General features: G+C 52.5%; 29 protein-coding genes, 1 tRNA gene and 1 pseudogene. 22 read left to right on the forward strand and 9 right to left on the reverse strand.

Annotated elements, in window-relative coordinates:
- Window positions 1-152: 152 nt before the first annotated feature.
- The 3 genes from GNT65_RS07020 (at window position 153) to GNT65_RS07030 (ending at window position 1,719) form a co-directional block, all read left to right on the forward strand.
- Window positions 153-506 (forward strand): hypothetical protein, encoded by a 354-nt coding sequence (locus tag GNT65_RS07020; RefSeq protein WP_160794722.1) that lies wholly within the window; start codon window positions 153-155, stop codon window positions 504-506.
- A gap of 1 nt (window position 507) precedes the next feature.
- Window positions 508-1,218, forward strand: coding sequence for a hypothetical protein (locus tag GNT65_RS07025; protein WP_160794724.1), 711 nt, complete (start codon window positions 508-510; stop codon window positions 1,216-1,218).
- 126 nt (window positions 1,219-1,344) lie between these two features.
- Window positions 1,345-1,719: a hypothetical protein gene (locus GNT65_RS07030; protein ID WP_160794726.1), complete on the forward strand. Its 375-nt coding sequence runs from the start codon at window positions 1,345-1,347 to the stop codon at window positions 1,717-1,719.
- Between the two features lie 407 nt (window positions 1,720-2,126).
- Here GNT65_RS07030 and GNT65_RS20520 read toward each other — a convergent pair.
- From GNT65_RS20520 to GNT65_RS07055, 6 genes and pseudogenes are all read right to left on the reverse strand, one after another.
- Window positions 2,127-2,246 (reverse strand): annotated as a pseudogene (locus GNT65_RS20520) (IS110 family transposase); the annotation flags it as partial.
- A gap of 109 nt (window positions 2,247-2,355) precedes the next feature.
- Window positions 2,356-2,757, reverse strand: a complete 402-nt coding sequence (locus GNT65_RS07035) for a hypothetical protein (protein ID WP_160794728.1) — start codon at window positions 2,755-2,757, stop codon at window positions 2,356-2,358.
- Between the two features lie 8 nt (window positions 2,758-2,765).
- Window positions 2,766-3,044: a hypothetical protein gene (locus GNT65_RS07040; RefSeq protein WP_160794730.1), complete on the reverse strand. Its 279-nt coding sequence runs from the start codon at window positions 3,042-3,044 to the stop codon at window positions 2,766-2,768.
- A 627-nt stretch (window positions 3,045-3,671) separates the two neighbouring features.
- A tRNA-Pro gene (locus tag GNT65_RS07045) sits at window positions 3,672-3,748 on the reverse strand.
- 222 nt (window positions 3,749-3,970) lie between these two features.
- A complete protein-coding gene (locus GNT65_RS07050; RefSeq protein ID WP_160794732.1) occupies window positions 3,971-5,758 on the reverse strand; it encodes a DUF3413 domain-containing protein in 1,788 nt (595 codons plus the stop codon).
- A gap of 99 nt (window positions 5,759-5,857) precedes the next feature.
- The gene (locus tag GNT65_RS07055) at window positions 5,858-6,073 is read right to left on the reverse strand and encodes a YejL family protein (RefSeq protein WP_160794734.1); all 216 of its coding nucleotides are present in this window, start codon (window positions 6,071-6,073) and stop codon (window positions 5,858-5,860) included.
- 77 nt (window positions 6,074-6,150) lie between these two features.
- Here GNT65_RS07055 and yejK point away from each other — a divergent pair, with 77 nt between their 5' ends.
- The 17 genes from yejK (at window position 6,151) to GNT65_RS07140 (ending at window position 21,800) form a co-directional block, all read left to right on the forward strand.
- Window positions 6,151-7,182 (forward strand): nucleoid-associated protein YejK, encoded by a 1,032-nt coding sequence (gene yejK / locus GNT65_RS07060; RefSeq protein WP_160794736.1) that lies wholly within the window; start codon window positions 6,151-6,153, stop codon window positions 7,180-7,182.
- A gap of 233 nt (window positions 7,183-7,415) precedes the next feature.
- Window positions 7,416-8,300 (forward strand): 6-carboxytetrahydropterin synthase, encoded by an 885-nt coding sequence (locus GNT65_RS07065; RefSeq protein WP_160794738.1) that lies wholly within the window; start codon window positions 7,416-7,418, stop codon window positions 8,298-8,300.
- 92 nt (window positions 8,301-8,392) lie between these two features.
- A complete protein-coding gene (locus GNT65_RS07070) occupies window positions 8,393-9,211 on the forward strand; it encodes a M23 family metallopeptidase (RefSeq protein ID WP_160795111.1) in 819 nt (272 codons plus the stop codon).
- A 300-nt stretch (window positions 9,212-9,511) separates the two neighbouring features.
- Entirely contained in the window at window positions 9,512-10,177 is a 666-nt protein-coding gene (locus GNT65_RS07075) for an LON peptidase substrate-binding domain-containing protein (protein WP_160794740.1), read from the forward strand.
- A gap of 57 nt (window positions 10,178-10,234) precedes the next feature.
- On the forward strand, window positions 10,235-10,873 hold the full coding sequence (locus GNT65_RS07080) for a sigma-70 family RNA polymerase sigma factor (RefSeq protein WP_160794742.1): 639 nt from the start codon (window positions 10,235-10,237) through the stop codon (window positions 10,871-10,873).
- Window positions 10,866-11,609 carry a ChrR family anti-sigma-E factor gene (locus GNT65_RS07085; RefSeq protein WP_160794744.1) on the forward strand — a complete coding sequence of 248 codons (744 nt, stop codon included), beginning with the start codon at window positions 10,866-10,868 and terminating at the stop codon, window positions 11,607-11,609. The genes GNT65_RS07080 and GNT65_RS07085 overlap by 8 nt, the downstream gene beginning before the upstream one ends.
- A 37-nt stretch (window positions 11,610-11,646) precedes the next feature.
- Window positions 11,647-12,588: a YbgA family protein gene (locus tag GNT65_RS07090; RefSeq protein ID WP_160794746.1), complete on the forward strand. Its 942-nt coding sequence runs from the start codon at window positions 11,647-11,649 to the stop codon at window positions 12,586-12,588.
- The gene (phrB, locus tag GNT65_RS07095) at window positions 12,585-14,009 is read left to right on the forward strand and encodes a deoxyribodipyrimidine photo-lyase (protein ID WP_160794748.1); all 1,425 of its coding nucleotides are present in this window, start codon (window positions 12,585-12,587) and stop codon (window positions 14,007-14,009) included. The genes GNT65_RS07090 and phrB overlap by 4 nt, the downstream gene beginning before the upstream one ends.
- Window position 14,010: 1 nt before the next feature.
- The gene (locus GNT65_RS07100; RefSeq protein ID WP_160794750.1) at window positions 14,011-14,451 is read left to right on the forward strand and encodes a nuclear transport factor 2 family protein; all 441 of its coding nucleotides are present in this window, start codon (window positions 14,011-14,013) and stop codon (window positions 14,449-14,451) included.
- Window positions 14,452-14,460: 9 nt separating this feature from the next.
- A complete protein-coding gene (locus GNT65_RS07105) occupies window positions 14,461-15,183 on the forward strand; it encodes an SDR family NAD(P)-dependent oxidoreductase (protein WP_160794752.1) in 723 nt (240 codons plus the stop codon).
- A complete protein-coding gene (locus tag GNT65_RS07110) occupies window positions 15,180-16,433 on the forward strand; it encodes an NAD(P)/FAD-dependent oxidoreductase (RefSeq protein WP_160794754.1) in 1,254 nt (417 codons plus the stop codon). Before GNT65_RS07105 ends, GNT65_RS07110 begins: the two co-directional genes overlap by 4 nt.
- Window positions 16,430-17,239 (forward strand): DUF1365 domain-containing protein, encoded by an 810-nt coding sequence (locus GNT65_RS07115; RefSeq protein WP_181006192.1) that lies wholly within the window; start codon window positions 16,430-16,432, stop codon window positions 17,237-17,239. Before GNT65_RS07110 ends, GNT65_RS07115 begins: the two co-directional genes overlap by 4 nt.
- A 69-nt stretch (window positions 17,240-17,308) precedes the next feature.
- Window positions 17,309-18,589, forward strand: a complete 1,281-nt coding sequence (locus tag GNT65_RS07120) for an SAM-dependent methyltransferase (protein WP_160794756.1) — start codon at window positions 17,309-17,311, stop codon at window positions 18,587-18,589.
- Window positions 18,567-19,076, forward strand: a complete 510-nt coding sequence (locus GNT65_RS07125; RefSeq protein ID WP_160794758.1) for a DUF2878 domain-containing protein — start codon at window positions 18,567-18,569, stop codon at window positions 19,074-19,076. The genes GNT65_RS07120 and GNT65_RS07125 overlap by 23 nt, the downstream gene beginning before the upstream one ends.
- A 65-nt stretch (window positions 19,077-19,141) precedes the next feature.
- Window positions 19,142-19,630 carry a chalcone isomerase family protein gene (locus GNT65_RS07130; protein ID WP_160794760.1) on the forward strand — a complete coding sequence of 163 codons (489 nt, stop codon included), beginning with the start codon at window positions 19,142-19,144 and terminating at the stop codon, window positions 19,628-19,630.
- On the forward strand, window positions 19,627-20,166 hold the full coding sequence (locus GNT65_RS07135; RefSeq protein WP_160794762.1) for a DUF3833 domain-containing protein: 540 nt from the start codon (window positions 19,627-19,629) through the stop codon (window positions 20,164-20,166). Before GNT65_RS07130 ends, GNT65_RS07135 begins: the two co-directional genes overlap by 4 nt.
- Before the next feature lie 248 nt (window positions 20,167-20,414).
- The gene (locus GNT65_RS07140) at window positions 20,415-21,800 is read left to right on the forward strand and encodes an FAD-binding oxidoreductase (protein WP_160794764.1); all 1,386 of its coding nucleotides are present in this window, start codon (window positions 20,415-20,417) and stop codon (window positions 21,798-21,800) included.
- 59 nt (window positions 21,801-21,859) lie between these two features.
- On the opposite strand, the gene GNT65_RS07145 is transcribed toward GNT65_RS07140, so the two are convergent.
- Entirely contained in the window at window positions 21,860-22,450 is a 591-nt protein-coding gene (locus tag GNT65_RS07145) for a VOC family protein (RefSeq protein WP_160794766.1), read from the reverse strand.
- 83 nt (window positions 22,451-22,533) lie between these two features.
- Window positions 22,534-23,073, reverse strand: a complete 540-nt coding sequence (locus GNT65_RS07150) for a L,D-transpeptidase family protein (RefSeq protein ID WP_041511743.1) — start codon at window positions 23,071-23,073, stop codon at window positions 22,534-22,536.
- 157 nt (window positions 23,074-23,230) lie between these two features.
- Here GNT65_RS07150 and GNT65_RS07155 point away from each other — a divergent pair, with 157 nt between their 5' ends.
- Together GNT65_RS07155 and GNT65_RS07160 are read left to right on the forward strand one after the other, a co-directional pair.
- The gene (locus GNT65_RS07155) at window positions 23,231-24,058 is read left to right on the forward strand and encodes an ion transporter (RefSeq protein ID WP_160794768.1); all 828 of its coding nucleotides are present in this window, start codon (window positions 23,231-23,233) and stop codon (window positions 24,056-24,058) included.
- Between the two features lie 57 nt (window positions 24,059-24,115).
- On the forward strand, window positions 24,116-25,603 hold the full coding sequence (locus GNT65_RS07160) for an MATE family efflux transporter (RefSeq protein ID WP_160794770.1): 1,488 nt from the start codon (window positions 24,116-24,118) through the stop codon (window positions 25,601-25,603).
- A 161-nt stretch (window positions 25,604-25,764) separates the two neighbouring features.
- Here the strand turns inward: GNT65_RS07160 and GNT65_RS07165 are convergent, their stop codons facing one another.
- The gene (locus GNT65_RS07165) at window positions 25,765-26,034 is read right to left on the reverse strand and encodes a DUF2986 domain-containing protein (protein WP_160794772.1); all 270 of its coding nucleotides are present in this window, start codon (window positions 26,032-26,034) and stop codon (window positions 25,765-25,767) included.
- Window positions 26,035-26,135 lie beyond the last annotated feature (101 nt).

Consider the following 26,135-nt stretch of genomic DNA (forward strand, 5'->3'; position numbering starts at 1 on the left):
GTAGTATTGTAATGTCGCGCATGGTGTTGTTCTAGTTTGTTTTTGGCGAAATTGATTAGATCAAACAGCACCATGCGTGTCTACTAATTGATTGTACAAGGAATTATCTGGGGATTCCCTAGAGCAAAGCGTTAAGTTACAAGGAAAGTATGGTGTACCAATTAAAGTTAGAAGATCTTAATTATTACATTCCTAGACATGACGAAATTAGGCAGCAAGATATTTTATGGTTAGCGCCCGAAGTACATGCTGGCGCTAATGCTAGCGGTTTATTAGCTTCAGCTACCATACAAAGCGAGGAGTTGACACTTTATATTGATGAACGCTTTATTAAAAACATGACATTTGTTGGTGGTTTTCTAGTTCGAGATATTGACGCGCCTAAAATAGCTGAATTTGTTAATCAAATTAAACATGAATTTAGACCATCACTTGATACAAGTGAATGGCTAATTAAAGGTAGTGGTGATTGGATTCACGGCAAGGAAGTTAAAAAAAGAAAGTAAAATGGAGGCGTTAACGAGATGGATTTTATGGTCTCGCTCAATTGAAAAGGCAAACCTAAATTTTAATTTTCATTCTGCCACTGTTTTAAATAAAAAATACAAGTTTAAATCCAATAACAAAAGAGATAAAAATATTGAAAAGTTTGAAGTCCTATTTGATTCAATATTTACATCTCTTAAGGCTCATAGTAAAGCAAAGTTAAGAGTTGTTACTGATAATGTAGATGGCGCACAAAAAACCGCTTTCTTAAATTCAATAGCAACAGCAAAGCAGTACATGAACATATCTGGGGAAATCTTACCTAAAGATGATTTCAACAGTTTAGATTCATGTCTAATGCAGTTTGTTGATATGAATATATACCCTTTAAGTCGTTTTATGATGCCGCAAAACAATAACATCCTTATGGACTTCGAAAATTTCGCTTTAGAGCATGTCAATGGCAGCATACACAAAACTTTTGAGGAAAAAGGCAACCTTTACACTCATTATTTAGCAGCTAAATATCACATTTTGAAAGAGTTGTTCCATGTTTTAAGGCACTCAATAAGGAAAAATCAATACTTCCATGGTTGCAATGAGCCCCAATCTTCTTGTCATTTACTTAGCGACAAAATCCATTTAAATTTTGGTTCAATTGTAGACTCTGCAATCCATTCGTTTTGTTCGAACCCCAAAGGTGCAAAATTGATGAATTTGTCGAAATTGTAACTTAACAAACTGTTAAACAGGGACAAAATACAGTTGGCTTTTGCTCCTTCGTCGCTTAATTTTAGCCAACTATATTTTGCCCATTAACAGGGCGTTAAATTCTTAGGATAGTTCGGTTCAATTAAGATGGATGATCGTGCATTTACAAAACTATTAGAATTTCTCAATAGAGTTCCATCTATTCAAGGCGCTATTGGGCATGGTTCTGAAGATGATGGCCGTTGGTGGGTGAAATTTGAGGTCGACATCACTAGCCCGATTGCATGGCAAACCGTACAAGAGTTCGGGCATGTGCTCAATTACTTGTCATTAGATGAGCGTTTACCAACAAGTTTTCATCCAGTATCACCACCGCCATATATGAATGGTGGCCCTGATGAGTTTCTATCGTGGGTCATCGAGTGTCACGATCAAGAGTTCAAGCCAGGTACATGTGCAAAATGGCTTGAAGGTCGCCTTCCAAATCCCGTTGAAGATTTAGATCAATGGAATATGGAGTAAAATGAATTTAACAAGGCGCAGCAACCGACCTCCGACAATTGTCACCTTTTTTGCTTGCGCAAAAATGGCGCCAATTACCTCCGGCGGCTGTGCGCGGCGTTGGTATGACTCCCACTGTCAAGTCGAGCGCACAAATATCGGCCTAAATTATTAAGCCTTTTGCCTTTCTCAAACTAAGTTGAGTTAACGCAGTCGATTAAGCCAGTAAGTTCGTCGGTTGTCATGCTGGTATCCGTGGATTACTTATTTTTCAATAAGCAGCGCCTACCTTACTTTTTCCGTCGTGGCACCTGTCTTCAGTCTATGCACGTGGTTCAATGGGATATTTATCCCATTGCCATCCTAACGCCGTCGGTGGTTGTGCCACACCCGATGCTTCATCAGCTGCATTAACTCAAAATCTATTTTCATGCAGGCACTCTCGCAAGTCGTAATTTCGGATTAACTGGCGCGAGTACCACTTCTCTGGATATTGCCCAAATGTAGGCGATCATTTCTCTCGCAATTGCAGTGACAACCACATTTTGAGGCATTAGGGTGTCAATGAAATACGGGCCATTCCAAAACGGTGAATCGCTAGTAGGGTAACGAACTAAGTTTGTGAAAAAAGCGAGCCATTTGGCTCGCTAGTAGGTGTTACAAGTCATCATTTAACCTGTCTGCCCAGTGTTGCTCAGCTTGGTCAAAATATTCATTAGGATAGAGGCCATATAGTTCCAAAAACTCATGTTTGAACAAGTTACAGAAAGCTCTGATCTCTTCCTTTAGCAATAGGAGAATGATGTACATGTCAATGCCCTCAAGATATTGGTTAGTGAACTCTGGAAAGTCCTCTAGGATAGACTTGCTTACGCTGATCCCTAAAATTCTTCCAGCTGAATCCCTATGCTGATAGATGTACTGTCCGAAGCTAACTTCGATGGTTCCTTGAACATTCTTTTGCTGCTCAGCAAGCAAAAGAACAGTGCAGTGGTCATCCCAGGGACTTTTTGATTTCCTTTGATACTCTCTAATAAACAGTGACTTGTTGTTGCTCATGGCTTCTCCTAGTTAATGGATGATGTGTCCTCTTCAATAACTAGGTTCGTTAGTGGCATATTATTCAAGCATTGATACAAGAACTCTAAAACAAGTTCGCATTCAATTTCATTTAAGCCATTTTTGCCAAGGTAAGATTCAACCGAGTAGAGTAGAAATTCCTGTTCAGCAAGTAGCCCGAGTTGAACATCGCTGACGGTTTCAAGCTCTATGTTTATCGCCTTATAAAGTTTTTTAATGATGGCTCTTAGGCTGATGAGCTGAAGAGCGATAGTGTTGTTTTTCATAGGTACTCCTAATTATGTTTATAGCGACCTAAGTGGCCGTATGACTAACTAGGGTAGAGCCGAGCGAATTGTATGGGTTTTCAAATGGTCAATGCGCCACAGCACAAGCGTTGTTTTAGCATGAGCTTATTGATGTTAGCTGAACAAGGTTGGTCGAATTATGGAATTGTCACAGAAGGACGCAGTTATTAACTCTGTAGCGATTTACAATTGGATGCGATTTTGGCGGGAGAAACTAGATGGGCTTGTACCAAACTAGTCAAAATGATTTGTGTTACTGACTGAATTACTTTTTTGCAACTAAGAGTTTGTTATTAAGTTAAACAAAGTGGGTCTCACACATGTCGCAATTGGTGGGTCAATTTTTCATGTAATTTAACGCCTATTGAAGAGAAGCATCTGCAGAGAATGTGGGGGGCTACTACAAAGAGAGTGAATAAGCATCTACAAGGCCCACATCATTACAAAAAGTAATCGAAAGGACACCAGATTTAATGCGGATTTTCGTCGTAGGTTTGACCAGAGTTTGACCAGAGTTTGACCATGTTTGAATTACCAACAATAAGTCATTAGACACAAAAAAGCCTGTAACTCATTAAGAAGTACAGGCTTTTTTGATTAAGAATTTGGTCGGTATGAGAGGATTCGAACCTCCGACCCCTGACACCCCATGACAGTGCGCTACCGGGCTGCGCTACATACCGATTTTATCCAAAGCAGCAAAGACTTGGGGTCTGCTTCGAACAGGCAGAACTTTATCAAGTCGTTTGCCCCTGTGCAAGTGTTTCGGCGGTTGAGTCCGATCGACTGCCTAGTTTATAGTCGCTGACTGCTCGACCTAAGTCGTTGGTGCACAGCGATCTAATGATCAGTGACTCGGGACTTAATGACTCAGTCCCAGTTCTCGGCTCTAAATGACTCAGGGCCTAGTGATTGTAGAAGCGTCGTCCTTCGCGCATCACCTGAATTAGCTCGGGCGCGCTGATCTTTTTGTTGCGCAGACGCTTGCTATAGTCACGGTTATAGATACGGTACTTGCCGTGTCTATCGATCACCGTGATCTCATCTTCCTGATAGATACCAAACACCAGGTTGTCGCCGATATAGGTCCAGTTCTCGCTTTGGGGCTGAAGTATGTTGCGCCCGGCGCTGTAGTCGCTCGCCTTGTTGGTGCAGTCCAGCAGCTGGGTCATCAGGGTCGGCACCACGCCGTAGTGGCTGCTAGGGTAGGTGACCTTCTTGTCATACTCCATGCCGGGCCAGTGGATGATCAGTGGTACATGCACGTTGGCCGGTGACAGGTTGCCACGCTGATTGTCGTTGTCGCCGGTGAATACCTTGCCCGACACGCCGGTGACCATCACGAAGGTGCTGGCCGGTAGACGTTCGATAAGCTTTTGCAGCTGCTTGTCGACAAAGTTGAGGGACTGACGGTATTGGTTGAACAACACCTTCTGCGCCGGCTTAAGTGGTGTGCTCGGTTTCACCGTCTCAATCCCCAGGAAGCCGATCGGCGTGTCGTAGCTGTCGGGGCTCTGCAGGTTGAGCAGGGCAAACCAAGGCTTGTCTTGCTGCATGCGCCACTGGTTGAAGCTGTCGATGGATTGAATATCGGCATCGGCCACGCCGTTAGTGAGCGGCTGAATGTGCGAGGTCATATCCTGATAGATGGCCTGCGGCTCGATATTGCTGGTTTCGGGGGCGAAACGCGCCAGGGTGTAGCCCTGTTTAGCCAGCTCCTGGGTGAACACAGGCGAGCGATAGCTGAGATCGCTGGCGGCGATATAGCTGCCCTGCAGGCCATAGAGCAGGGAGAACATGCCGCTGTTATGCATATTGCCGCCACTCAGGTGCTGCTTAAATTCATGGTTGTGTCTGCCGTATTCGTACAGGAAGGGCATGGTCTCTTTGTCCACCAGATCGGCCCTAAAGCCGTCGATGGCGATCATCAAGATGTTGAGCTCTGGGTCGGCGCTACACTGCAGCGGCGAGATCGGGTAGTTGAGACTCGGTTGTAGTTTGCTCGGATCTTGTGCCTTGCTGCTCTTCTCTATGCCGTGGCTCTCCATGAAGGAGCGCGCGGTGGCCGGATAGGAGAGCGGATAGGCGTCATCCAGGCGGGTGATCTCAGTGATGTCGGCGGCGTCGGCCCAGATATGAATCAGGTGGCTGCTGACGAAACAGAGGCCAATAACCAAGACCACCTTGGGGCCATAGTTAGACTTGCGGATCTTCTCTATGCGTTTCCACAGGTAGTTGGCGGCGGTCAGCTCAAGGATGATGATCCCAAGCGGCGTAACTATATAAGAGGTGCCTTGCAGCAGGGCGTTGAGATCGGCCCAGGCGATGTCGAACACAAATGGACTAAGGTGCAGACCATAGTCGTCGTAAATCAGGGTGTCATACAGCAAGATACACAGGCCAAGGGTGGCGGCAAAGGCCGCGAGTCCGCGCAATATCTTGGAGTAGGGCAGTAAGAGGGTGATGGGAAACAGCACCACCAGATAGACGATGAAGGCGAGAAAACTAAAGTGGCCCAGGGTGCTGATGGCCAGATAGCCCCAGCCAATCCAAGACTCGGGCGCGCCCACGGTTTCAATATAACGGACGCCGACTATCATCGCCAAGAAGCCGTTGAAGAAGGCAAACCAATGCCCCCAACTGACTAAGCGTGACACACGATCACGGCCCATCTCTTTTTTACGCTCGATCATAGGGATCCGTTATTTGTTGAAATACTTGTCTATCTTAATTTTTTTTAAGGCGGATTGGCCAGTTTTTTGCGCACAAAAACCGCTTTTTAGCCGTTGGTGTTAGCTTTTTACCGACTGGGTCAGCACCTTGGCAAACTGCTCGGCCACCTGTTCACGCGCCGCCTCAGGTACCTTGCGGTGCAGCAGATCTGTGACACAGTTGCCCAGAACCATGAGGCTGAGGTCGGTTGGTGCCTGGTGCTTGTCCAGTACAGCCAGGATCTCGGCGATGACGGCTTCGACCTGGGCGTTTGAATATTTAGATTGGATAGCCATATTTAAAAATTTTTTCACTTTAATTTGAAATAGCGGCATATAATAACGGATTTCTACCAACATCACTATCGAGGCTTATGAGTATTAACGTCGAACAAGCAATTATTCACGCGATATCCCAAGATGGCGAAGGCCAGCTCAGCTGTAGATTGCGTCCACAACCGCTACTAAATAGTCAAGCCGTTGAAGCCATGCTCGAAGAGCTGCATCAAACCTACACCAGTAAGTCGGGTAAGGGGTTTGGTCATTTTGGTACCCACGGCGAAGATGGTGAAGCAAACCCTAAGTTTAAAGAGGCACTGAGCCAGTATCTGGGTGGCGAGCTTGGGTTCGTCGAGTTTTCCGGCGTCGCGGGTCAGCTGCTGCAGGAAGAACTCGCCAAGTATGACTTTAGCCAGGGCGGTTTCCTGCTGCTGGCCTGCTATACCTATATGACCAGCGACTACCTGTTTGTCTCCCTGCTCAATGCCAAGTCGTCGATGACGGTACTGGACGACATGGAGCTGTCGCAAAACACCCACCTGGATCTTAACAACGTGCAGCTGGCGGCCCGAATCGATCTGACCGAGTGGCAGGCCGATCCGGATTCGCTCAAGTATATCTCCTTCGTGCGCGGCCGCGCCGGACGTAAGGTGGCCGACTTCTTCCTCGATTTCATGGGGTGTGTCGAAGGGGTGAACACCAAGGCGCAGAACAAGTCGCTGATGAACGCGGTAGAAGATTTCGTGGCCAACAGCGAGCTGACCAAGGATGAGCGCCAGCAATGCCGCGAGAAGGTGTTCGAGTACTGCACCGAGCAGGTCGATAGCGGCGCCGATATTCAGCTTAAAGACCTGGCCGATGAACTGGCCGATGCGGGAATGGACTCCTTCTACGATTTCGCCCAGGGCGGCGACTATGAGCTGGAGGAGGAGTTTCCCGGCGACAAGCCGACCCTGCGTCAGCTGAAGAAGTTTTCCGGTACCGGTGGTGGCGTGACCATCAGCTTCGACGGTCAGCATCTGGGTGAGCGGGTGATCTACGACCCCATCTCAGATTCTATTTTGATCAAGGGCGTGCCGGCTAACCTGAAGGATCAATTAGATCGCCGCCTCAAGGGCGGTCAATAACCTAATTGTAACGGCTTAGTTAGCGCCAGAAAAAAGCGTCTGTGTTAGGCGCTTTTTTCGTTTATGATGCTTTAAATAAGTTGTACTGGTCAGGCGGCGAACGCTTAGGCCCTGTGTGACTTGCTAAAATATCGCAGATGAGTTGAAATTATCTGTTGAAACTAGAGTGTCCTCCGGCCGTTTGCCGATGGGACCATTTTAAGGTGGACTGTTTTTCTGCCGACGGAGCGTAAATGCAACTTTTTGTTAGAGATTTAACCGTAATCGATTTTTCTTACCTGTGTCCTATTCGTGGCATGGTGGGAGAGAGCTGGATCGTCGATGTGCTGCTCGATGGCGGGCTGGACGATCAGAACATGGTGCTGGATTTTGCCAAAGTGAAACGCACCATCAAGAACACCATCGACGATGTGGCCGATCACCGCCTGCTGATCCCCACCGCCTGTGCCGAGGTAAGATGGCAGCAGCAGGGCGATCGTGTCTGGATGGACTTCAACAGCCTGCAGGGAGATATCCATCTCGCCTGTCCTGCCCAGGCCTTTGCCCTGATACCCACTGAGATCATCGATTTCGACAGCGTGAACGCCTTCTTGCTGAAAGCCTTGAAAGAGGTGCTGCCCGACAACGTACAGGGCATTGCGTTAACCCTGCGTAACGAGCTGCACGAAACCCCTTATTATCACTACTCACATGGCTTGAAGAAGCACGATGGCAACTGTCAGCGTATCGCCCACGGTCATCGCAGCCCGATCAACGTGTTTGAAAATGGTATCGCCGCGCCTAAGTGGGACGAGTATTGGGCCCGCCGCTGGAAAGATATTTATCTCGGGAGCGAAGATGACCTGGTTGGGGTGGACGAACTAGAGCTGTCGCCGCAGACAACGGTGAGTGACGAGACCCACTATGGTTTCCACTATGTGGCGCCGCAAGGGGATTTTCAGCTGGCCATGCCTAAGAAGCGCTGCGAGATCATCCCCCACGACACCACGGTAGAGCTGCTGGCCGACTTTATCGCCACCACGCTGGCGAGCGAAAACCCAGAGAGCGAATTTAAGGTGATCGCCTATGAAGGTGTGGGTAAGGGCGCCATCTCAGTTAAAGGCGAGCGCCGCGCCTAGCGGTATATATGACGTTTTATTAGCCTAATCAATAGGAGTCGAATTTGAACTTGTTGCGCTTAGTTGTGGCGGTATTCTGTCTTGGTGGCGCCATGGGCGCTCAGGCCGAGGTGAACCTGAGCGAGGTTAACTTGAGTGGCAAGATGGAGCAGGGTGCGTTGATCCGCGGCCAGACTCAGGCGGGAACTCAGGTATGGCTCAACGGTGAGCCGGTAAAGGTGAGCCCCGAAGGCCTGTTTGCCTTCGGCTTCGAGAGACAAGCCGAGCTTAATCAAGAGCTTAAGCTGGTCTATCCCGATGGCCTGACCCAGCTTATGCCCCTCAAGATAAGCGAGAAACAGTACAAGATAGACAGGGTCAACGGCATCGCCAAGAAGATCATGAAGCCGGATCCTAAGGCTATAGAGCGCGCCGCCAAAGACAGCAAGCAGGTCAAGGCCGCCAGAGCCACCTTCTCGGGCCAAACCGCCTTTGCTAAAGATTTCATCTGGCCGCTCACCGGCCGCATCTCGGGTGTTTATGGCAGTCAGCGTGTCTATAACGGTAAGCCGGGTAACCCTCACTATGGGGTGGATGTCGCCGCCAAGACAGGCACAGTTGTGGTGGCACCCGCCGATGGTGTGGTGACCCTCTCAGTTCCCGACATGTTCTACTCAGGCGGCACTATGATCATCGACCACGGCTATGGGGTGAGCTCCAGCTTCCTGCATCTGAGCAAGCTCTATGTTAAGCCGGGCGATGTGATCAAACAGGGCCAACCGGTTGCCGAGGTGGGCGCCACCGGACGCGTTACCGGGCCGCATCTTGACTGGCGCCTTAACTGGTTCCAGATGCGACTGGATCCCGTGACTGTGGTACCGTCCATGGCCAGTGTGCTTGAGCGTCAAAACCAGGCCAAGCAGGCAAAGTAGGCCAAATAGGTCAAAGTTACCCCTCAATAGCTCCTCCCATATAATGAGCGGAACAAAATATCAGTCAAGGCGGCCAAGGGGCGCCTTTTCCATGTCTCTGCTTATTAACCCCTCTCTTTATTAATCCTTGTCTTTATTTATCCATCTGTTTTTATCACACCTCGTATTCAGGTGATCGATTATTGGCATCGCTGCGTAATCAAGTTATAGGTCAACCAGATATCACTAGCAGCAAACAACTGCACTTCGATATCTGAGTTGGAAAGCATTTCAGTAGCAGAGTCGTGTAAGCAAGCCAGTATGAAGATCACCCATAAAACCAGCCCTGGAAGCAGGACGCAGCAACAAGACCTCAAAGAATTCGCTGAGCAGACCCTGGCGGTCTTTCCACTGCCGCTGTTTGTGTTGCCGGAGGGCGTTCAGCGTCTGAGGATCTTCGAGCAGCGTTACCTTGCTATGGTTTCAGAATCCTTGGTTTCAGAATCCATGGCGGCCGAGTCCACAGGCACAGGCTTTGTGATCGCCCGCTACGATAAGGCCTTTGATTTCAATGTGCCAGATTGGGGAACCAAGGTACAGATAGTCGATTTTCACCACGGCGAGGACGGCCTGTTGGTGATCGATGTCAGGGCCAGCCATCTGGTGAGCCTGGACAGGTTCGATATGCGTGGCGATGGACTCTTAATGGCTCGCTGCCGTCATCGTGATCATTGGCCATCTCAGTATCCCAGTGCCAAGCCTGGACAGCTGGGTCTGACCCTAGGCGCCGTGTTTGCCGAACATGGCCAATTGGCACAGCTCTACCCCGAGCCAGAATTTAACCGGCTGGATTGGGTCTGCGCTCGCTTTTTAGAGATATTGCCTTTATCTTTGAATGAGAAGGAGAAATTCATATTGCCTGACAGTTTTCCCCAGGCAAAGTCGTTTCTCGATACATTCATTTTGGGTCAGGACAAAATTAATTGATCCTCGCCGCGCTCACCTGCGTATAGGCCTTTATGTAAGGGTCATACGTGAGTAAAGATGCAGACACTTGTAAGCGCAGGCGCCCTAGATAAAGGGAGTGCGGATATCAAAACTCAGTCAGAGACGCAGGTGCCGACGGAGCTTTCGAGCTGGTTGGTGCGGGTCGCCGATGCCAGAGATAAGCTGGCGTTCACCCACTTGTTTCAATTCTTTGCGCCCAAGATTAAACGCTTCGGTATAAAGCAGCTAGGCAACGAGGCTCAGGCGCACGAGTTGGTGCAGGAGACCATGAGTAACGTCTGGCGCAAGGCTCATCTCTATGACGGCGATAAAGGGGCGGCCACCACTTGGGTCTATACCGTGATGCGTAACGCCGCCTTCGATATGCTCAGGCGCCTTAAGGCCAAGGCCGAGATGAACCTGGGCGATGACATCTGGCCGCTGGAACAGGCTCAGGCCCAGAGTGAGGAGGACTCGCTTCATTTCGCCGATCATCTGATGGAGAAGCAGATGATGGCCTATGTCGACAGCCTGCCGGAGGCCCAGCGGGCCGTGGTCAAGGGTGTCTATTATCAGGAGCTGTCCCAAGAGCAGTTGGCCCAGCAATTTGGCGTGCCAATCGGCACCATTAAATCCAGGCTCAGGCTCGCCCTGGCAAAACTCAAGCAGCAGATGGGAGACCAGCAGCATGATTAATCACCATCCCACTTCTGACGTACTGGCGCAGTTTGTTGCCGGTAACTTGCCTGCATCCGTATCCGTCGTGGTGGCCAGCCATGTGGAGCTTTGTAGTGAGTGTAACCGCGCCGTACAGGCTCTCACCGAGCAGGCCGCCATCGACGCCTTCGGCGAGTCTATCAAAGAACAAGGCTTGCGAGATGAGCCTCAAGCCGCTGGCTTAGAGGATTTTTCTGGCTTAGACTATTTTGATTTTCTCAACCAGTTCGGTGACTCAGACGATTACGCAGATCTTGATGATTGCATCGAGGCTATCACGGCACAGGAGCGTGACGATACGAACCAGTTGCCGCAAACCGTCACCGAGATTGCCGTGGGCGGTGAGCGCATCCCGCTGCCGACCGCGCTTAAGTCTATTGCCCTCAAGGAGTGGCAGGGCATGGGCAAGCTATCACGCTCGCGCCTGGCACTGGATGATGGTGATCTCAGGATGAGCCTGCTGCACATAGACAAGGGGGGCAGTGTGCCTTGTCACACCCATAAAGGCTTCGAGATAACCTTGTTGCTGCAGGGCAGCTTTACCGATGAGATGGGCGTTTATCGCAAGGGCGATTTCGTCTGGCTCGACGGCCAGCACACCCATCAGCCGGTGACCGAGGAGGGCTGCGTCTGCCTCACAGTATCGAGTGACGCTATTCACTTTACCCAAGGGATGAGCCAGCTGCTTAACCCAATAGGACGATTCATCTATTAATCCGAGTGTTAATCCGAGTCTGCCAACTGGAGGCGCTATGAAGAAATTAAAGATTGGCATCAGTGCCTGTGTGATGGGTGAGCCGGTGCGTTTCGACAGAGGCCACAAAAAATCGGGTTTCTGTATGGAGCAGCTGGCGGAGTTCGCCGAATTTAAACCTGTGTGTCCCGAGATGGCCATCGGCCTGCCGGTGCCACGCCCCACCATCAGGCAGATAGTGCGGGACAACATCATTACCGTGTCGCGCCCCGACGGTAGCGGCGATGTGACCCAGGCCCTTAAAGACTTCGGCGCTAATGCCGCCCAGAACTATCAGGATCTTGCAGGGTTCGTGTTTTGTGCCAAGAGCCCCAGCTGCGGCATGGAGCGGGTCAAGGTGTATCATCATCACGGCAAGGGTTCCGAGTCTACCGGCGTCGGCATCTTCGCCGAGCAGGTGATGAAGGCAAATCCGCTCTTGCCCTGTGAGGAGAGTGGCAGGTTGAACGACCCCATCATTCGCGAAAACTTCACTACCCGCATCTTCACCTACCAGAAGTGGCTGGATCTCAAGGCCGAGGGGTTGACCCGACACAAGTTAATCCAGTTCCATAGCGCCCATAAGTATCTGGTGATGAGTCATCATGTAGAGAGCTATCGCGAGTTGGGCCGTCTGTTGGGCCGCGCCGATATCGGTGTAGAGGAGCAGGGTGAGCGTTATATCTCGGGGCTGATGCAGGCACTTAAGCATAAGGCGTCCCGTCGTAGTCACACTAATACGCTGCAACACCTGCAGGGGTACTTTAAGCGTCAGCTGGACGAGCATAAGCGCCGCGAGCTGACCCAGGAGATCGCCGCCTATCGCGAGGGGCTGTCGCCACTCTTGGTGCCGCTGACCCTGATAAAGCATCATCTTATTGAGTTTCCTAACGAATACCTGCAGCAGCAGACCTATCTTAACCCTCATCCCAAGGAGCTGAGATTGAGGTACGGCTATTGAGCGCACTCCTGTGGCTGAGACGGGATTTTCGTCTCCATGACAATCCCGCCTTGAGTGAGGCGGTGCGGCTCGGGGTGAAACAGGCGCTGTTTATCGCCACTCCGTCTCAGTGGCAACAGCATGATATGGCGCCGATCAAGGTCGATCTCATTCGTCGCCATCTCGAGTTGATGGCCGGTGAGTTGTCCCAGTACGGTATCGAGCTGGTCATCTTGTCAGCCACAGATTTTCGGGATCAGGTGAGGGTGTTATGCGACTACTGCCGCGACCATGGCGTCAACCTGCTGCTGGCCAACAGCGAGCCTGAGCTCGATGAGCAGGAGCGCGATAAACAGGTGATGGCGGCGGGGAGCGATCTGCGCCTGTGGCAAAACGATACCATCTTGCCGCCGGGCAGCGTGCTCAACCAGCAGGGTGAGATGTTTAAGGTCTTTACCCCTTTCAAGAAGGCCTGGCTCAAGTGTGTGGCGGCGAAGGGCATCGAGTGTGTGCCGACGCCGGCAAAATCGGTCTGTGATGCTCAAGCCGTGCCCCAGGTTACACAGCAGGAAAACACCAACTCATTAACTAGCATTGACCTTGATTTTCCCCTGGTGGACTCCAGCCGATGGCCCGACAGTGAGCAGGTGATGAGCCAGCTGCTGCCCCATTTCTGGGAAAACAAGTTGCTCGATTATGGCGAGCGGCGGGACTTTCCGGCCATCAAAGGCACATCAGGCTTGTCGCCTTATCTGGCTATTGGGGCCATCAGTCCTCGCTGGCTGGCGCTGCAACTGGTGCAGCGTCATCCCGAGGTGATCTATGACACCCAGCATGACGCCTTCAGCTGGCTCAATGAGTTGATCTGGCGCGATTTCTATAAGCATCTGTTGTTTCACTATCCCGAGCTTATCAAGGGTAGAAGCTTTCAGCCCAAGTATGAGTCGCTGCCCTGGCCCAATAATCAGGCCCACCTTCAGGCTTGGTGCGAAGGGCGCACGGGTTACCCCATAGTCGATGCGGCCATGAAACAGCTGCGCCGTACCGGCTGGATGCACAATCGTCTGCGCATGATAGTGGCGAGTTTCCTCACCAAGCACCTGCTGGTGGACTGGCATAAGGGTGAGCGCTTCTTCATGCAGCAGCTGATCGATGGTGATTTCAGTGCCAACAACGGCGGCTGGCAGTGGGCCGCCAGCACGGGCTGTGATGCCCAGCCCTATTTTAGGATCTTTAATCCCATCACCCAGAGCCAGAAATTTGATCCTAATGGCGATTTCATCCGTAAGTATCTACCAGAGTTGAGCGAGGTGCCCGACAAGCAGATCCACTTTCCCCACGACTATTTAGCCAGTCAGGGCAAGGCTGAGATCTACCCTGCGCCGATAGTGGACCATAAGGCGGCGCGCCAAAGGGCCCTGGCGTTTTATAAGGTGGAATAGGATGACGAAGACGACTAGCGCCCTATGGTTACAAAACTTTACTGCCGTGTATCGCGAGTTAGCTAGTGATAATCTCGAGGCGCTGCGCAAGATCTATCACCCAGAGGTCGTCTTTTGCGACCCTCTGCATCGCGTCGAGGGGCTGGATAACCTGCTGGACTATTTTCAGGGCCTCTATCGTCAGGTGATCAGCTGTGAATTCACCATAGATGAGGTTCTTGAGCATCAAGGTGAAGCCGCCGTCTACTGGACCATGACCTTCAGGCACAAGCAGCTCAATGGCTGTCAGCCCATAGTCGTCGAGGGGCATTCTCAATTGCGGGCCAAAGACAACAAGGTGATATATCACAGAGACTACTTTGATGTTGGCGCCATGTTGTATGAACAGCTGCCGCTGCTCGGCGGACTTATCCGTGCGGTCAAACGCCGCGCCGTGAACTAGGAGGCCGGGATGAAAGTAATGATAACGGGCGCCACCTCTGGGATAGGCAAGCAGCTCTCCCTGGGTTATGCCAAGGCTGGTCATCAGGTCGTGGCCTGCGGTCGCAGCCAGACAAAGCTAGATGCGCTGACACAGGCGCAGCCTAACATCAGCACCCTGTGTTTCGATTTGACCCAGTACGATAGCTATCCCGAACTCGCTGCCGACCATGGGCCGCTGGATCTGCTTATCCTCAACGCGGGCGATTGCGAGTATATCGACGATGCGCTTAATTTCGATGCCAAGCGTTTCGAGAAGATAATCAACATCAACCTTATTGCCATCGGCTACGCCCTGCAGGCCTGGTTGCCCAAGCTAAAAACCGGCGGTCGTCTGGTGTTGGTGAGCTCCAGTGCTCAGCTTTTGGCGCTACCACGAGCCGAGGCCTACGGCGCCTCCAAGGCGGGACTGAGTTATCTGGCCAAGGTGCTGGCGATCGATCTGGCTAAGCACCAGATAGAGGTTACCATGGTGCATCCGGGTTTCGTACAGACGCCGCTGACGGATCGCAACACCTTCGCCATGCCCATGATGATCGGCGCCGAGGAGGCCGCCGAGACCATAATGCGCGGCATCGCCAAGGGCAAGCGCGATATTCGCTTCCCGCGCCTGTTTATCTGGCTGATGCAAAGCCTCTCGCTGTTACCTTTTTCGCTCTGGCGCCGTCTCGCCATGAGGATGGTGTCTCCATGAAGAAAATTGCCATTATCGGCTCGGGTATCTCGGGCCTGACCAGCGCCTATCTGCTGGACAAGCATTATGAGGTGACCCTGTTTGAGCAGAACGACTATGTGGGCGGACACACGGCCACAGTTGATGTGCACCATGAGGGGCGCGACTATGCCATAGATACCGGCTTTATCGTGTTCAACGACAGGACCTATCCCAATTTTAATCGTCTGCTGGCCATGCTAGGCATCGAGGGGCAGGCTACCGAAATGAGTTTTAGCGTGCACAACCGCCAGACGGGTTTCGAGTACAACGGCCACGGCCTCAATAGCCTGTTTGCCCAGCGGCGTAACCTGTTTCGCCCCCGTTTCTGGCGTCTGCTGAGTGAGATCTTAAGGTTCAATCGTCTCTGCAAGGAGTGTTACGGCCAGGATACTGTGCCACAGGGGATGACCCTGGGGGAGTTTCTGGCGCAGCATGGCTTTTCTCACTTTTTCAGCGAGCACTACATACTGCCCATGGGGGCGGCCATCTGGTCGACCAGCCTGAAAGAGATGCAGGCCTTCGAGCTTAAGTTCTTCATCCGTTTCTTCTATAACCATGGCCTGCTCAACATCAGCGACAGGCCCCAGTGGTATGTGGTGCCCGGCGGCTCTCGTCAGTATGTCGAGGCGATCCTCGCCGGCTTGTCCTGCCCGGTACATCTAGGCAGTAAAATTCAGGGGGTATATCGCCATGAGGGCGAGGTGAGACTGGTGCTGCAAGGGGGCGAAACACAGGTGTTCGATGAGGTGATCTTCGCCTGTCACTCGGATCAGGCCCTCGCCCTGCTGGGGGACGCTACGGTCGATGAACAAGCCGTGTTGGGCAGCATTCCCTACAGCCGCAACGAGGTGGTGCTGCACACAGATATCAGTTTGCTGCCCAAACGGCCACTGGCCTGGGCGAGCTGGAACTATATGCTGGATGATAACCTAGAGCGCGCCGCCTGCGTCACCTACAACATGAATATCCTCCAGGGGATAGACAGCGACACCACCTTCTGTGTCACCCTGAATCAGAGTGAGGAGATTGAGGATGACAAGGTGCTGCGCCGCTTCGTCTATCACCATCCCGTGCTAAATGAGGCCAGTGTCGCGGCCCAGCAGCGGCGCCTGGAGATCTGCGGCAAGGCCCACACCCATTTTGTCGGCGCCTACTGGTACAACGGCTTCCATGAAGATGGCGTGCGCAGTGCCTTGGATGTCACCAAGCGCTTCGGGATGAGCCTATGAGCGCCAATGGCCAAACATCTGCTGTCTCTCAGGCGGGCAGTGCGCAGCGAGAGCCTAAAGTGCCTGTGGAGCACAGCGGCATCTATACCGGCCAGGTTCGCCATCGCAGGTTTGGCGATATCCCACACGCCTTTAAGTATCGCCTCTACATGATGGGGCTGGATCTCGACGAGCTGTCTGCTGTTACCTCCCGCAGCTGGCTGTTTGGTCTGCGCTGGTTCAACCCCATACGTTTTAATGAAAAAGATTACCTCAAAAATGAACCCGGCAGCCTTAAGCAACGTATTGCCCAGAAAGTCGCCGCACTCGGTGGAAGTTGGCAGGCAGAAAACAGGGTTGTGATCTTGGCTCAGTGCCGCTGTCTAGGGGTTTATTTTAGTCCCATCAACTTCTACTTCTGTTATGACGAGCAGCAGGTTTGCCGCTACATGTTGGCCGAGGTGAGTAATACCCCTTGGAATCAGAGGCACTACTATCTGCTGAGCCTGGAGGGCGAGATGAAGCTCAAGAAGGCATTTCATGTGTCGCCCTTTATGGCGATGGAGATGACCTATCATTGGCGGGTTTCGCCGCCAGCGGCAAAGGCGCTGGTGCATATCGAGAACCATAAGGAAGCCAAGGTGTTCGATGCCACACTGGCGCTCGACAAACAGGGGATCACCCCGGGTAATTTGCTGAGTACCTGGGTCAAGATCCCATCGATGACGGTAAAGATGGTCGTCGGCATCTATTGGCAGGCGCTTAAGCTGTTTCTCAAGCGGGTGCCCTTTATTGCGCATCCAGATGCCGGTGAGACGACTAAATAGCAAGGGTTAACGAGATTGCAGCTTAATCCATAGCCTGAACCAGATGGTATTTCATTTAGCGAGGTAGAGATGGAACAGACAATCAAACAAGTAAATGGCGTAAGGCCTCGCGCTGTGGCAGTGGAGCAGGGCACAATGCAGAAGTATCGTGCCCTGGTCATTCGCCTGTTGGGTCAGCTCGAAGGTGGCTTTATCACCCTCATCGAAGGCGACACACAGCAGCAGTTTGGCGAGCGAAGCACTAACCTGAGCGCCCAGATAAATGTGTTGGATCCCAGCTTCTATCGAGACCTTATCCAAGGGGGCAGTATAGGCGCGGCCGAGGCCTTTCTCGACGGTAAATGGACCAGCCCGGATCTCACCTGTCTCATTCAACTGATGGCTCGCAATCAAACCCGGCTGGATGCGCTGGAGCAGAAGATGGCCTGGCTGAATCGAATCAAGCATCTGCTGCTAAGGCGGAGTCAGCGTAATACAGAGCAAGGGGCCAAGCGTAACATCCTGGCCCACTACGACATAGGTAACGAGCTCTACGAGCGCTTTCTCGACGACTCTATGCTCTACTCTTGTGCCCTCTACGGCTATACGGCCCAGACGCTGGCTCAGGCCCAGCAAAATAAGCTGCAAACCATCTGCGACAAGCTGGAACTCAAGCCTGGGGAGCATGTGGTCGAGATAGGCACAGGTTGGGGGGCGCTGGCCATCTATATGGCGCAGCACTATGGCTGCCGCGTTACCACGACCACCATATCCGATGCCCAGTATCAATATGCCAAGATGCGTATCGAGCAGGCGGATCTTAGCGGCCAGGTAACCCTGCTCAAGCAGGACTATCGCCGCCTCACAGGCCAGTACGACAAGCTGGTGTCGATAGAGATGATAGAGGCGGTGGGCCATGAGTACCTGGGCACCTTTTTCGAGACCTGTTCGGGCTTGCTGAAAGATGATGGCAAGATGCTGCTGCAGGCGATCACCATCAGCGATAGTCGCTACGAGAAGTACCGTAAAGGCGTCGATTTTATTCAGAAATATATCTTCCCCGGTGGCTGTCTGCCGTCGGTGGCCGTGATGAGTGAGCAGCTGGCCAAGCGTACCGACATGGTGATATGCGATCTTGAGGATATTGGCCTGCATTATGCCAGAACCCTGTATGACTGGCGTCAGGCCTTCGAGCAAGCCTGGCCGGAACTGGAGGCGCTGGGCTATGACGAGCAATTTAAGCGGCTCTGGCTGTTTTATTTCTGTTACTGCGAAGGGGCATTTAAGGAGCGACTAATCGCCACCCATCATCTTGTCGCCCGTAAGCCCAGGTATTTTGGTGTCCAGGATGAAAGCGTTCTGGCTTATTAATCTCGGCCTGTTTCAGCTGGCCTGGTGGTCGGCGGCCTGGTTAACAAACTCGGCCAGTTACATTATCTCTGGGCTGATCATATTGCACTGCCTGCTGTCCCCCTGTTTGAAGGCGGATCTCAGGCTGATGGCGCTTTTGCCGCTCGGACTGCTGGTGGATGGGGCGCTCATCGCACTCGGCGCCTTTCGCGGTATCGAGTCTGCATTTCCCCTCTGGCTAGCCCTGCTGTGGGTGATCTTCCTGATGAGCCTCAATCACAGCTTACGTCTGCTATCCGGGCTCAGTCTGCCCTGGCTGATGCTGATTGGCGCCCTTGGCGGGGCGGGCAGTTATTGGGCCGGATTGAGCCTGGGAGCCTTAACGACACAAGTATCGGGTATTAATTTTTGGTTGATCGCGGCGCCTGTCTGGGCAGTGCTCTTGCCCTTGCTGGTTTGGGGTCAGGGCAAGGTCTCTGCGCCGCAAGCTAGCAAGTTAACCGGGTAACAAGCTCATTAGGTGACTAGCTGATTAGGTTAAAAGCCTATTTAGGTAAGAAAGTGAGGTGAGTCATGGGCAAAGTTTTATTGCTATTACTCTTTAGCCTGAGTGCTCAGGCCGCGGATCTCGATAGGTTACATAAGATAGGTAGCGCCGAGATGCAGTATCTGTTTTGGACCTTGTATCGCGCCGAGCTGTATGGCGCTAAGCCTGACTATGAGGCGAGTGCTGATAAGGCGCTAAAGATTAACTACTACCGAGATATCGAAAGCGATCTGCTTATCGAGGCTACGGTAGAACAATGGCGTCATCTGGGGTACTCGGACGAGCAGATAACCTCTTGGCAGGGGCAAATACTGGGGCTATGGCCCGACGTGCGTGAGGGTGACAGCCTGACCTTATGGGTGAACAGCCAGGGTGACAGCTATTTCTATTTCGGTGACAAGCAACTTGGGCAGATCCAGGATCAGACCTTTGGCGAGGCGTTTCTGGCCATCTGGTTATCTGAGCGCACCTCAGAGCCTGAGTTAAGACAGGGTCTATTGGGATTAAGACAATGAAAAATATCGTTTTAGCATTTGTGATCTCCTTACATATCTTGCTCCTTAGCGCCTGTGGCAGTGCCTCTCTGGAGGACTACAGCGACACCAGCCCTGAGTTGCATCTGGACAGCTTTTTCGACGGTAAGCTAAAGGCCTACGGCATAGTGCTGGATCGCTCCGGCACCCTGATAAGGCGCTTCGAGGTGGATATGCTGGCTAACTGGCAGGGAGGTAGGGGCGAGATCCAGGAGTGGTTTGTGTTCGATGACGGCGAGAAAAGCGAGCGCACCTGGCAGCTTACCAAGCTTGATGATAATTCCTATCAAGGCCGCGCCCAAGACGTGGTGGGTACAGCCCATGGCGAAACCCGAGGTTCGGCGCTGTTTTGGCAATATGAACTCGAGATCCCGGTAAATGGCGAGATCTATCGGGTGACCTTAGATGATTGGATGTTTCTGCTCGATGATAAGCGTCTGTTCAACAAGACAGAGATGAGTAAGTTTGGCATCAGGGTGGGAGAAGTTATCCTCTATATCGAAAAAATATCGGGTTAAACCTCCAACCAGTCCGCTGTCGCCATTTAATATCGCCTTTGAGAATGAGTCTGGTTATCCAAACACCATGGTTTCTACTAACATAAAGACTGATGCTCTTTTTATAAGCCGTATTTAAATCCGTGAATGAATTTCATTACTCTAAATAAAACCAAGCATTATTGACGTTGCACTTGAGGGAATGAGCATAGCACTTATTGGCACATACATTGTTAGCGCGACGATGTGACGCTTAAGAGGCAGCTTATATGAAAGGTTTACAACAATCTCAGGTGGACAGTTTTAAGGCTGAATTCGGGGGCGATGTCATTTTGCCCCAAGACAGCAATTACGATGAAGTACGACAGATCTGGAATGCCATGATAGATCGCAAACCGGGGATGATTGCCCGTTGCACCTCGGCGGAGGATGTGGTCAAAGCCGTCAACTTTGGCCGGGAACATGAATTACTCATCTCGGTTCGCGGCGGTGGCCACAATATTGCGGGTAAGGCCCTTTGTGACGATGGCTTGATGATAGATCTGTCACTGATGAAACAGGTCAAGGTCGACCCCGACAAACGGCTGGCGCTGGTTGAGCCAGGTTGTACCCTGGAGGATGTGGACGCAGCCACTCAAAAACATGGCCTGGCGGTGCCTATGGGGATCAACTCCACCACAGGGATCGCGGGATTAACCTTAGGTGGTGGCTTTGGCTGGTTAAGCCGAAAACTGGGCATGACTATCGATAACCTGGTATCGGCCAATGTGGTGACCGCCGATGGCAGGCAGCTCCTTGCCAGCCAGGCAAACGAGCCAGAGCTCTTCTGGGGGCTGCGTGGCGGCGGCGGTAACTTCGGCATAGTCACTCAGTTTGAGTTTAAGCTGCATCCCGTTGGGCCTGATGTCCTTAGCGGTTTAATCGTTTTTCCCTTCGAACAGGCGAAGTCTGTCATCAGCCAGTTTGTTAACTTTACCGCCAGTGCGCCAGACGATCTGAGTGTCTGGATGGTGGCTCGTAAGGCGCCGCCACTGCCATTTCTACCCGAGTCGGTACACGGCAAAGAGGTGATCGTGTTGGCAATATGCTATGCGGGCGATCCCGCCGATGGTGAGAAACTGATCGCGCCGCTTCGTCAATTTGGCACGCCTGTGGGTGAGCATGTTGGTGTGCAGCCCTTAGTTGCCTGGCAGCAAGCCTTCGATCCTCTGTTGACACCCGGTTCGCGTAATTATTGGAAATCACACAATTTTACCCAGCTTAGCGAAGCGGCTATCGATACGGCCATCGAGTATGCTGGCACCCTGCCCACAGAGCAGTGCGAGATCTTTATCGCCTCCATAGGCTGCGCCACCTGTTTGCCGGCCGCCGATGCCATGGCTTACTCAGCCCGGGATGCCCAGTACGTATTGAACGTGCATGTTCGCTGGGAGTCTGCCGATGATGATAAACGCTGTATCGCCTGGGCGCGGGAGTTCTTCGATAAGACCAAGCCATTTGCCAGCGGCGGTGCCTACATCAACTTCCTGACCGATGACGAATCTGAGCGCACCGAGTCGGCCTATGGTGAAACCTATGGGCGATTACGTCAGTTGAAGAAGCAGTACGATCCGAACAACCTGTTTAGGGTGAATCAGAACATCAAGCCCGCTTAAATTGGGGCTGTGATGTAGAAACCAAGTGACTGTTTATTTACAAGATAACAGTCACTTGGCTACTTAGCTTCGGAGGCGATAACCGCCTTTATGCCGTGGGGATGGACCTTGATACAGAGGTTGCCCCGTTTGAAGGCGATGGTGGGGTTAGCCAGGCGTTCATGTTCCCCCTGAGGCGAACTCATCTTTACTTTAACATCCGTTTGCTGATCCAGCACGGCGACGAGTGTCGGCGCCCGCTCGAGCAGCTGCTCACGCAATGTTTCTGTGGTAGTCGCACCGCCCGGCAGCACCAGCTCTATATGTTCCCAGCCCTCGACCGGATAACGTTTATCGCCGGGGTAGGGCAGCTCGATGCAATCTATCGCCAGCTCACCCAGCACTAAGGGGGTGTCTAGGGCGATGATGAGAATGGGGCGGCCGTTGATCATATTGTCGGAGATTATCTTACCCTGACGGCAGTAGGCCTCCCTTAGGCTATCGGCGCCTTGACTGGTGTTGACCCTGAGGGCGGCGTGGTCGCACTCAAGATCCAGGCTATCCAGCCCTAGCTCCTTCATGAAATCTAAAATCGCTTGGCTGAAGGTAGGCCACTGCTTATTGAGCGCGTCAAAAGTCAGCTCACTGGAAATTTGAGATTCAGTTGTCATCTTATTTGTCTTGTGTGGACTCAAAATTGGGTATTAGTGCCTCGGATCTAGTAACCGGTTCGGCACTGGTGGCGGCACTGGTCTTAAGGCCAGATCTCTATGGGGGTGCCGGTATCGACGGCGCGCCACAGTTCGTCTATCTCTTCGTTCTTGATGGCGATACAGCCGTCGGTCCAGTTGAGTCGCTGGGCTTCATCCGGGGTGAGCGAGGAGTTAGGATTCTGACCGTGGATCATTATCTGTCCGCCGGGATTGATCCCCAGCGCGGCAGCCCTGAGTTTATCTTCATCATTAGGGTAGGAGATATGGATAGCGCGGTAGTAGGCGCTGTCGGCCTTCTTATAATCCAGGATGTAGCGCCCCTCTGGGGTGCGTTGATCCCCCTCTTGTAGCTTGTGGCCAACCGGGCGATCCCCTAGGGCTATTTTATAGCGTCTCAACACTTTACCTTGGCGCATCAACAACATGCTGGCTTCAGACTTATTGACCACCACGAGATCGACCTTGCCAATCTGGCTCTTACTGGCGCTGTGGGGCGAGCTGAGGCCGCTCGATTGCGCCCAGGTGACCCCTAACGGGGCGAGCAGGCAGAGCAGCAGGAGTTGTTTAAAAAATGTCTGCATCGTCTTGGTTCGGTAAAATAAAGCCACTACTTGGGTGTTCATCATACCTTATTTTAGATTAAGCTGGATCGGTTAATTCCATGTTGCATCAAAGCCCATGGAGTTGGCATATTTTTATAGTAAGAGATATGGCAAGCGATAAGGATTGTTGATTTAGATGGATGAGACCCCGCAAGAGGCGCGTAAACAGAAACTCAGAGAGATTATCTTCGGTACCGACACCCCGGCGGGTCGCTATTTCGACCTTAGCCTGATCGTCTGTATCGTGTTGAGTGTTGCCCTGGTGTTTGTCGACACCATAGACAGTGTTCATGAGCGTTATGGTGATTGGATCCGCATTGCCGAGTGGGGCTTTACCGGCATCTTTACCCTGGAGTATCTGCTAAGGCTCTACTGCTCGGCGCAGCCGGTGCAATATGCCCGTAGCTTCTACGGCGTGGTGGATCTGCTCTCTATTCTACCTAGCTACCTGGCGCTCATCTTCCCCGGGGCGAGCTTCACGCTGGTGATCCGTGTGCTGCGTCTATTCCGTATCTTCAGGGTGCTCAAGTTGCTGCGTTATCTCAGCGAGGGCAACATTCTGCTGCGGGCCATGATGCAGTCGAGCCGTAAGGTATTTTTGTTTTTCTTCTCCGTCAGCCTGATCGTCATGGTGCTCAGCGCCATCATGTATGTGGTGGAGGGGCCAGAGCATGGCTTCACCTCCATGCCGAAATCTATCTACTGGACAATCGTGACTATCACCACGGTAGGTTACGGTGACATCACGCCACAGACCACATTAGGGCAGGGGATCGCGGCGCTGACCATGTTGATAGGTTACTCCATCATCGCCATTCCGACCGGTATCCTGACCTCGGAGCTCTCTCAGGAGATGGTGCGCAAGAAAGATCTGCGCCGTTGCAGCAACTGCCTCAAGATGGGCCACGAAGTCTCGGCGCTCTATTGTGACAAGTGTGGTAGCGAGTTGGAAACCGACCTCTAGGGCCTGTGTGTTTGTGATTTATCTAGTAATGAGCGTATCGAATAGGGAGTGGGCACTATGACCACGGCTAAGTTTGTCCAGGGCTCCATCATGCGCCACATACTGGTGATGAGCTCCACCGCCGCCATCGGTATCTCGGCGCTGTTTGTGGTGGATCTGATCGATATCTTCTTCCTCAGTCTGCTGGGGGAACAGGAGCTGGCCGCAGCCGTGGGCTACGCGGGCACTATCTCCTTCTTTACCACCTCAATCGGTATCGGCCTCTCCATAGCCCTCGGCGCCCTGGTATCTCGCGCCGTGGGGGCCAAGGAGTTTGAGCTGGCTAAACGTTTGCTGCTCAACAGCGCCGTGGTGACTGTGCTGGTGGCCTCTGTCGTCGCCATAATTGTCACCTGCTTCATTCCCGAGCTGCTTACCCTGGTGGGGGCCACGGGCCGCACCGGTGAGTTGGCCGCCGGTTACCTCTATATTCTGGTGCCCTCCATGCCCATCATCTGTCTGGCGATGGCGTTGGGGGCGGCGCTCAGGGCGGTGGGCGATGCCAAGCTCTCCATGGTGTCGACGCTGACGGGCGGCGGGGTCAACCTAGTGTTCGACCCTATCTTCATCTTCCTGCTGGCCATGGGGATCGAGGGGGCGGCGCTCGCCTCCGTGCTGGCGCGTCTTGCCGTGCTGCTGGTGGCGGCGAGGGGCGTGGTGGTCAAGCATAAGCTGTTTGGCCGTTTCGATTTAACTGCCTTCAAGCAAGATATCAAGCCGATTTTTGCCATCGCGGGACCCGCGATGATGACCAATATCGCCACGCCCATAGGCAATGCCGTGGTGACACGTGCCATCGCCGAGTTTGGTGACAGCTATGTGGCGGCCTGGGCCGTACTGGGCAGGCTGACGCCAGTGGCCTTTGGCATGATCTTCGCGCTGAGCGGCGCCATAGGCCCCATAGTCGGGCAGAACTTTGGCGCGCGGGAGTTTGCCCGTGTTCGTCAGAGTCTCACCAAGGCGCTGCAATTTTGCGCCCTGTATGTGGTGTCAGTGTCCTTGATCTTGATGCTGCTGCAGGAGCAGATAGTGACCCTGTTTGCCATGCAGGGGGAGAGCGCCGAGTTGATCCGTTTCTTCTGCCGTTACATCGCCGTCTTCTTTGTCTTCTCTGGCGCCCTGTTTGTGGCCAACGCCTCCTTCAATAACCTGGGGAAGGCCAAGTACTCGACCCTGTTTAACGTGGGCAAGGCGACGCTGGGCACGATCCCCTTCGTTTATTATGGCGGCCAACTCGGGGGCGTAGAGGGTGTGTTGATCGGTCAGGTATTGGGGGCGATCCTCTTTGGCGTGCTCGGGGTGTTAACCGCTTATCGTCTGGTGGAGAGGGTGCAGGCCAGCGCCGAATCGGCGGTTAGTCAGGAGGTGCTCGACGAGGAGCTAAGCCCAAGCAGCCCCAATCCGCTCTCATCCTCTTGCGCTCAGATGGCGCAGATCAGCGAAGAGCAAGATTGTGAGGAGAGCAACAGGGTGAGCGAGCTGATCACAGACCCAGGGCGCGACTAGCCAAGCTCTGTTTTACATCGAGGGCTGATTAGGACGGTTCTGAAAGTGAGATATACAAAAACGGCGCCCTTGATGGCGCCGCTTGGGGGGAGGACTAAGAGTTGGGCTTAGTTCAATAGCCGAGAGCCTTGTTATTCTGAGTCTTATTACTCTGAGGCTTGTTATTCAGAGGCTTTTGGCTCAGCGTTTTGTGAAGCTTCTTCCTGCTCAGCGGTTTCAACAGCCTCAACGGCTACTTCTGGCTCGCCCTCGACCTTAGCGGCCTTCTCGGCGGCGTTGGCCTTGGCAGCCATCTCGGCCTGCTCCTGAGCCAGCATCTTAGCGCGATCGCCCTTAGAGATATATTTCTTTACGGTCGGCGGCGTATGTTTGTTGTGACGGGCTTTGGCGCGCTTTGCCGTCTTCTTCAGCATCTTTTGTTTCTTGTTCATACTTCCACCAGGGTCTTTGATTCAGATAAAATGTGGGCTTTGCCGGGTCGCCCGTTGGATTGCCCCTCGGCTACCCAAACCGGGAGCGGATTTTAACCTAA

Source organism: Shewanella insulae, from assembly GCF_009831655.1.
Taxonomy (GTDB): Bacteria; Pseudomonadota; Gammaproteobacteria; order Enterobacterales; family Shewanellaceae; genus Shewanella; species Shewanella insulae.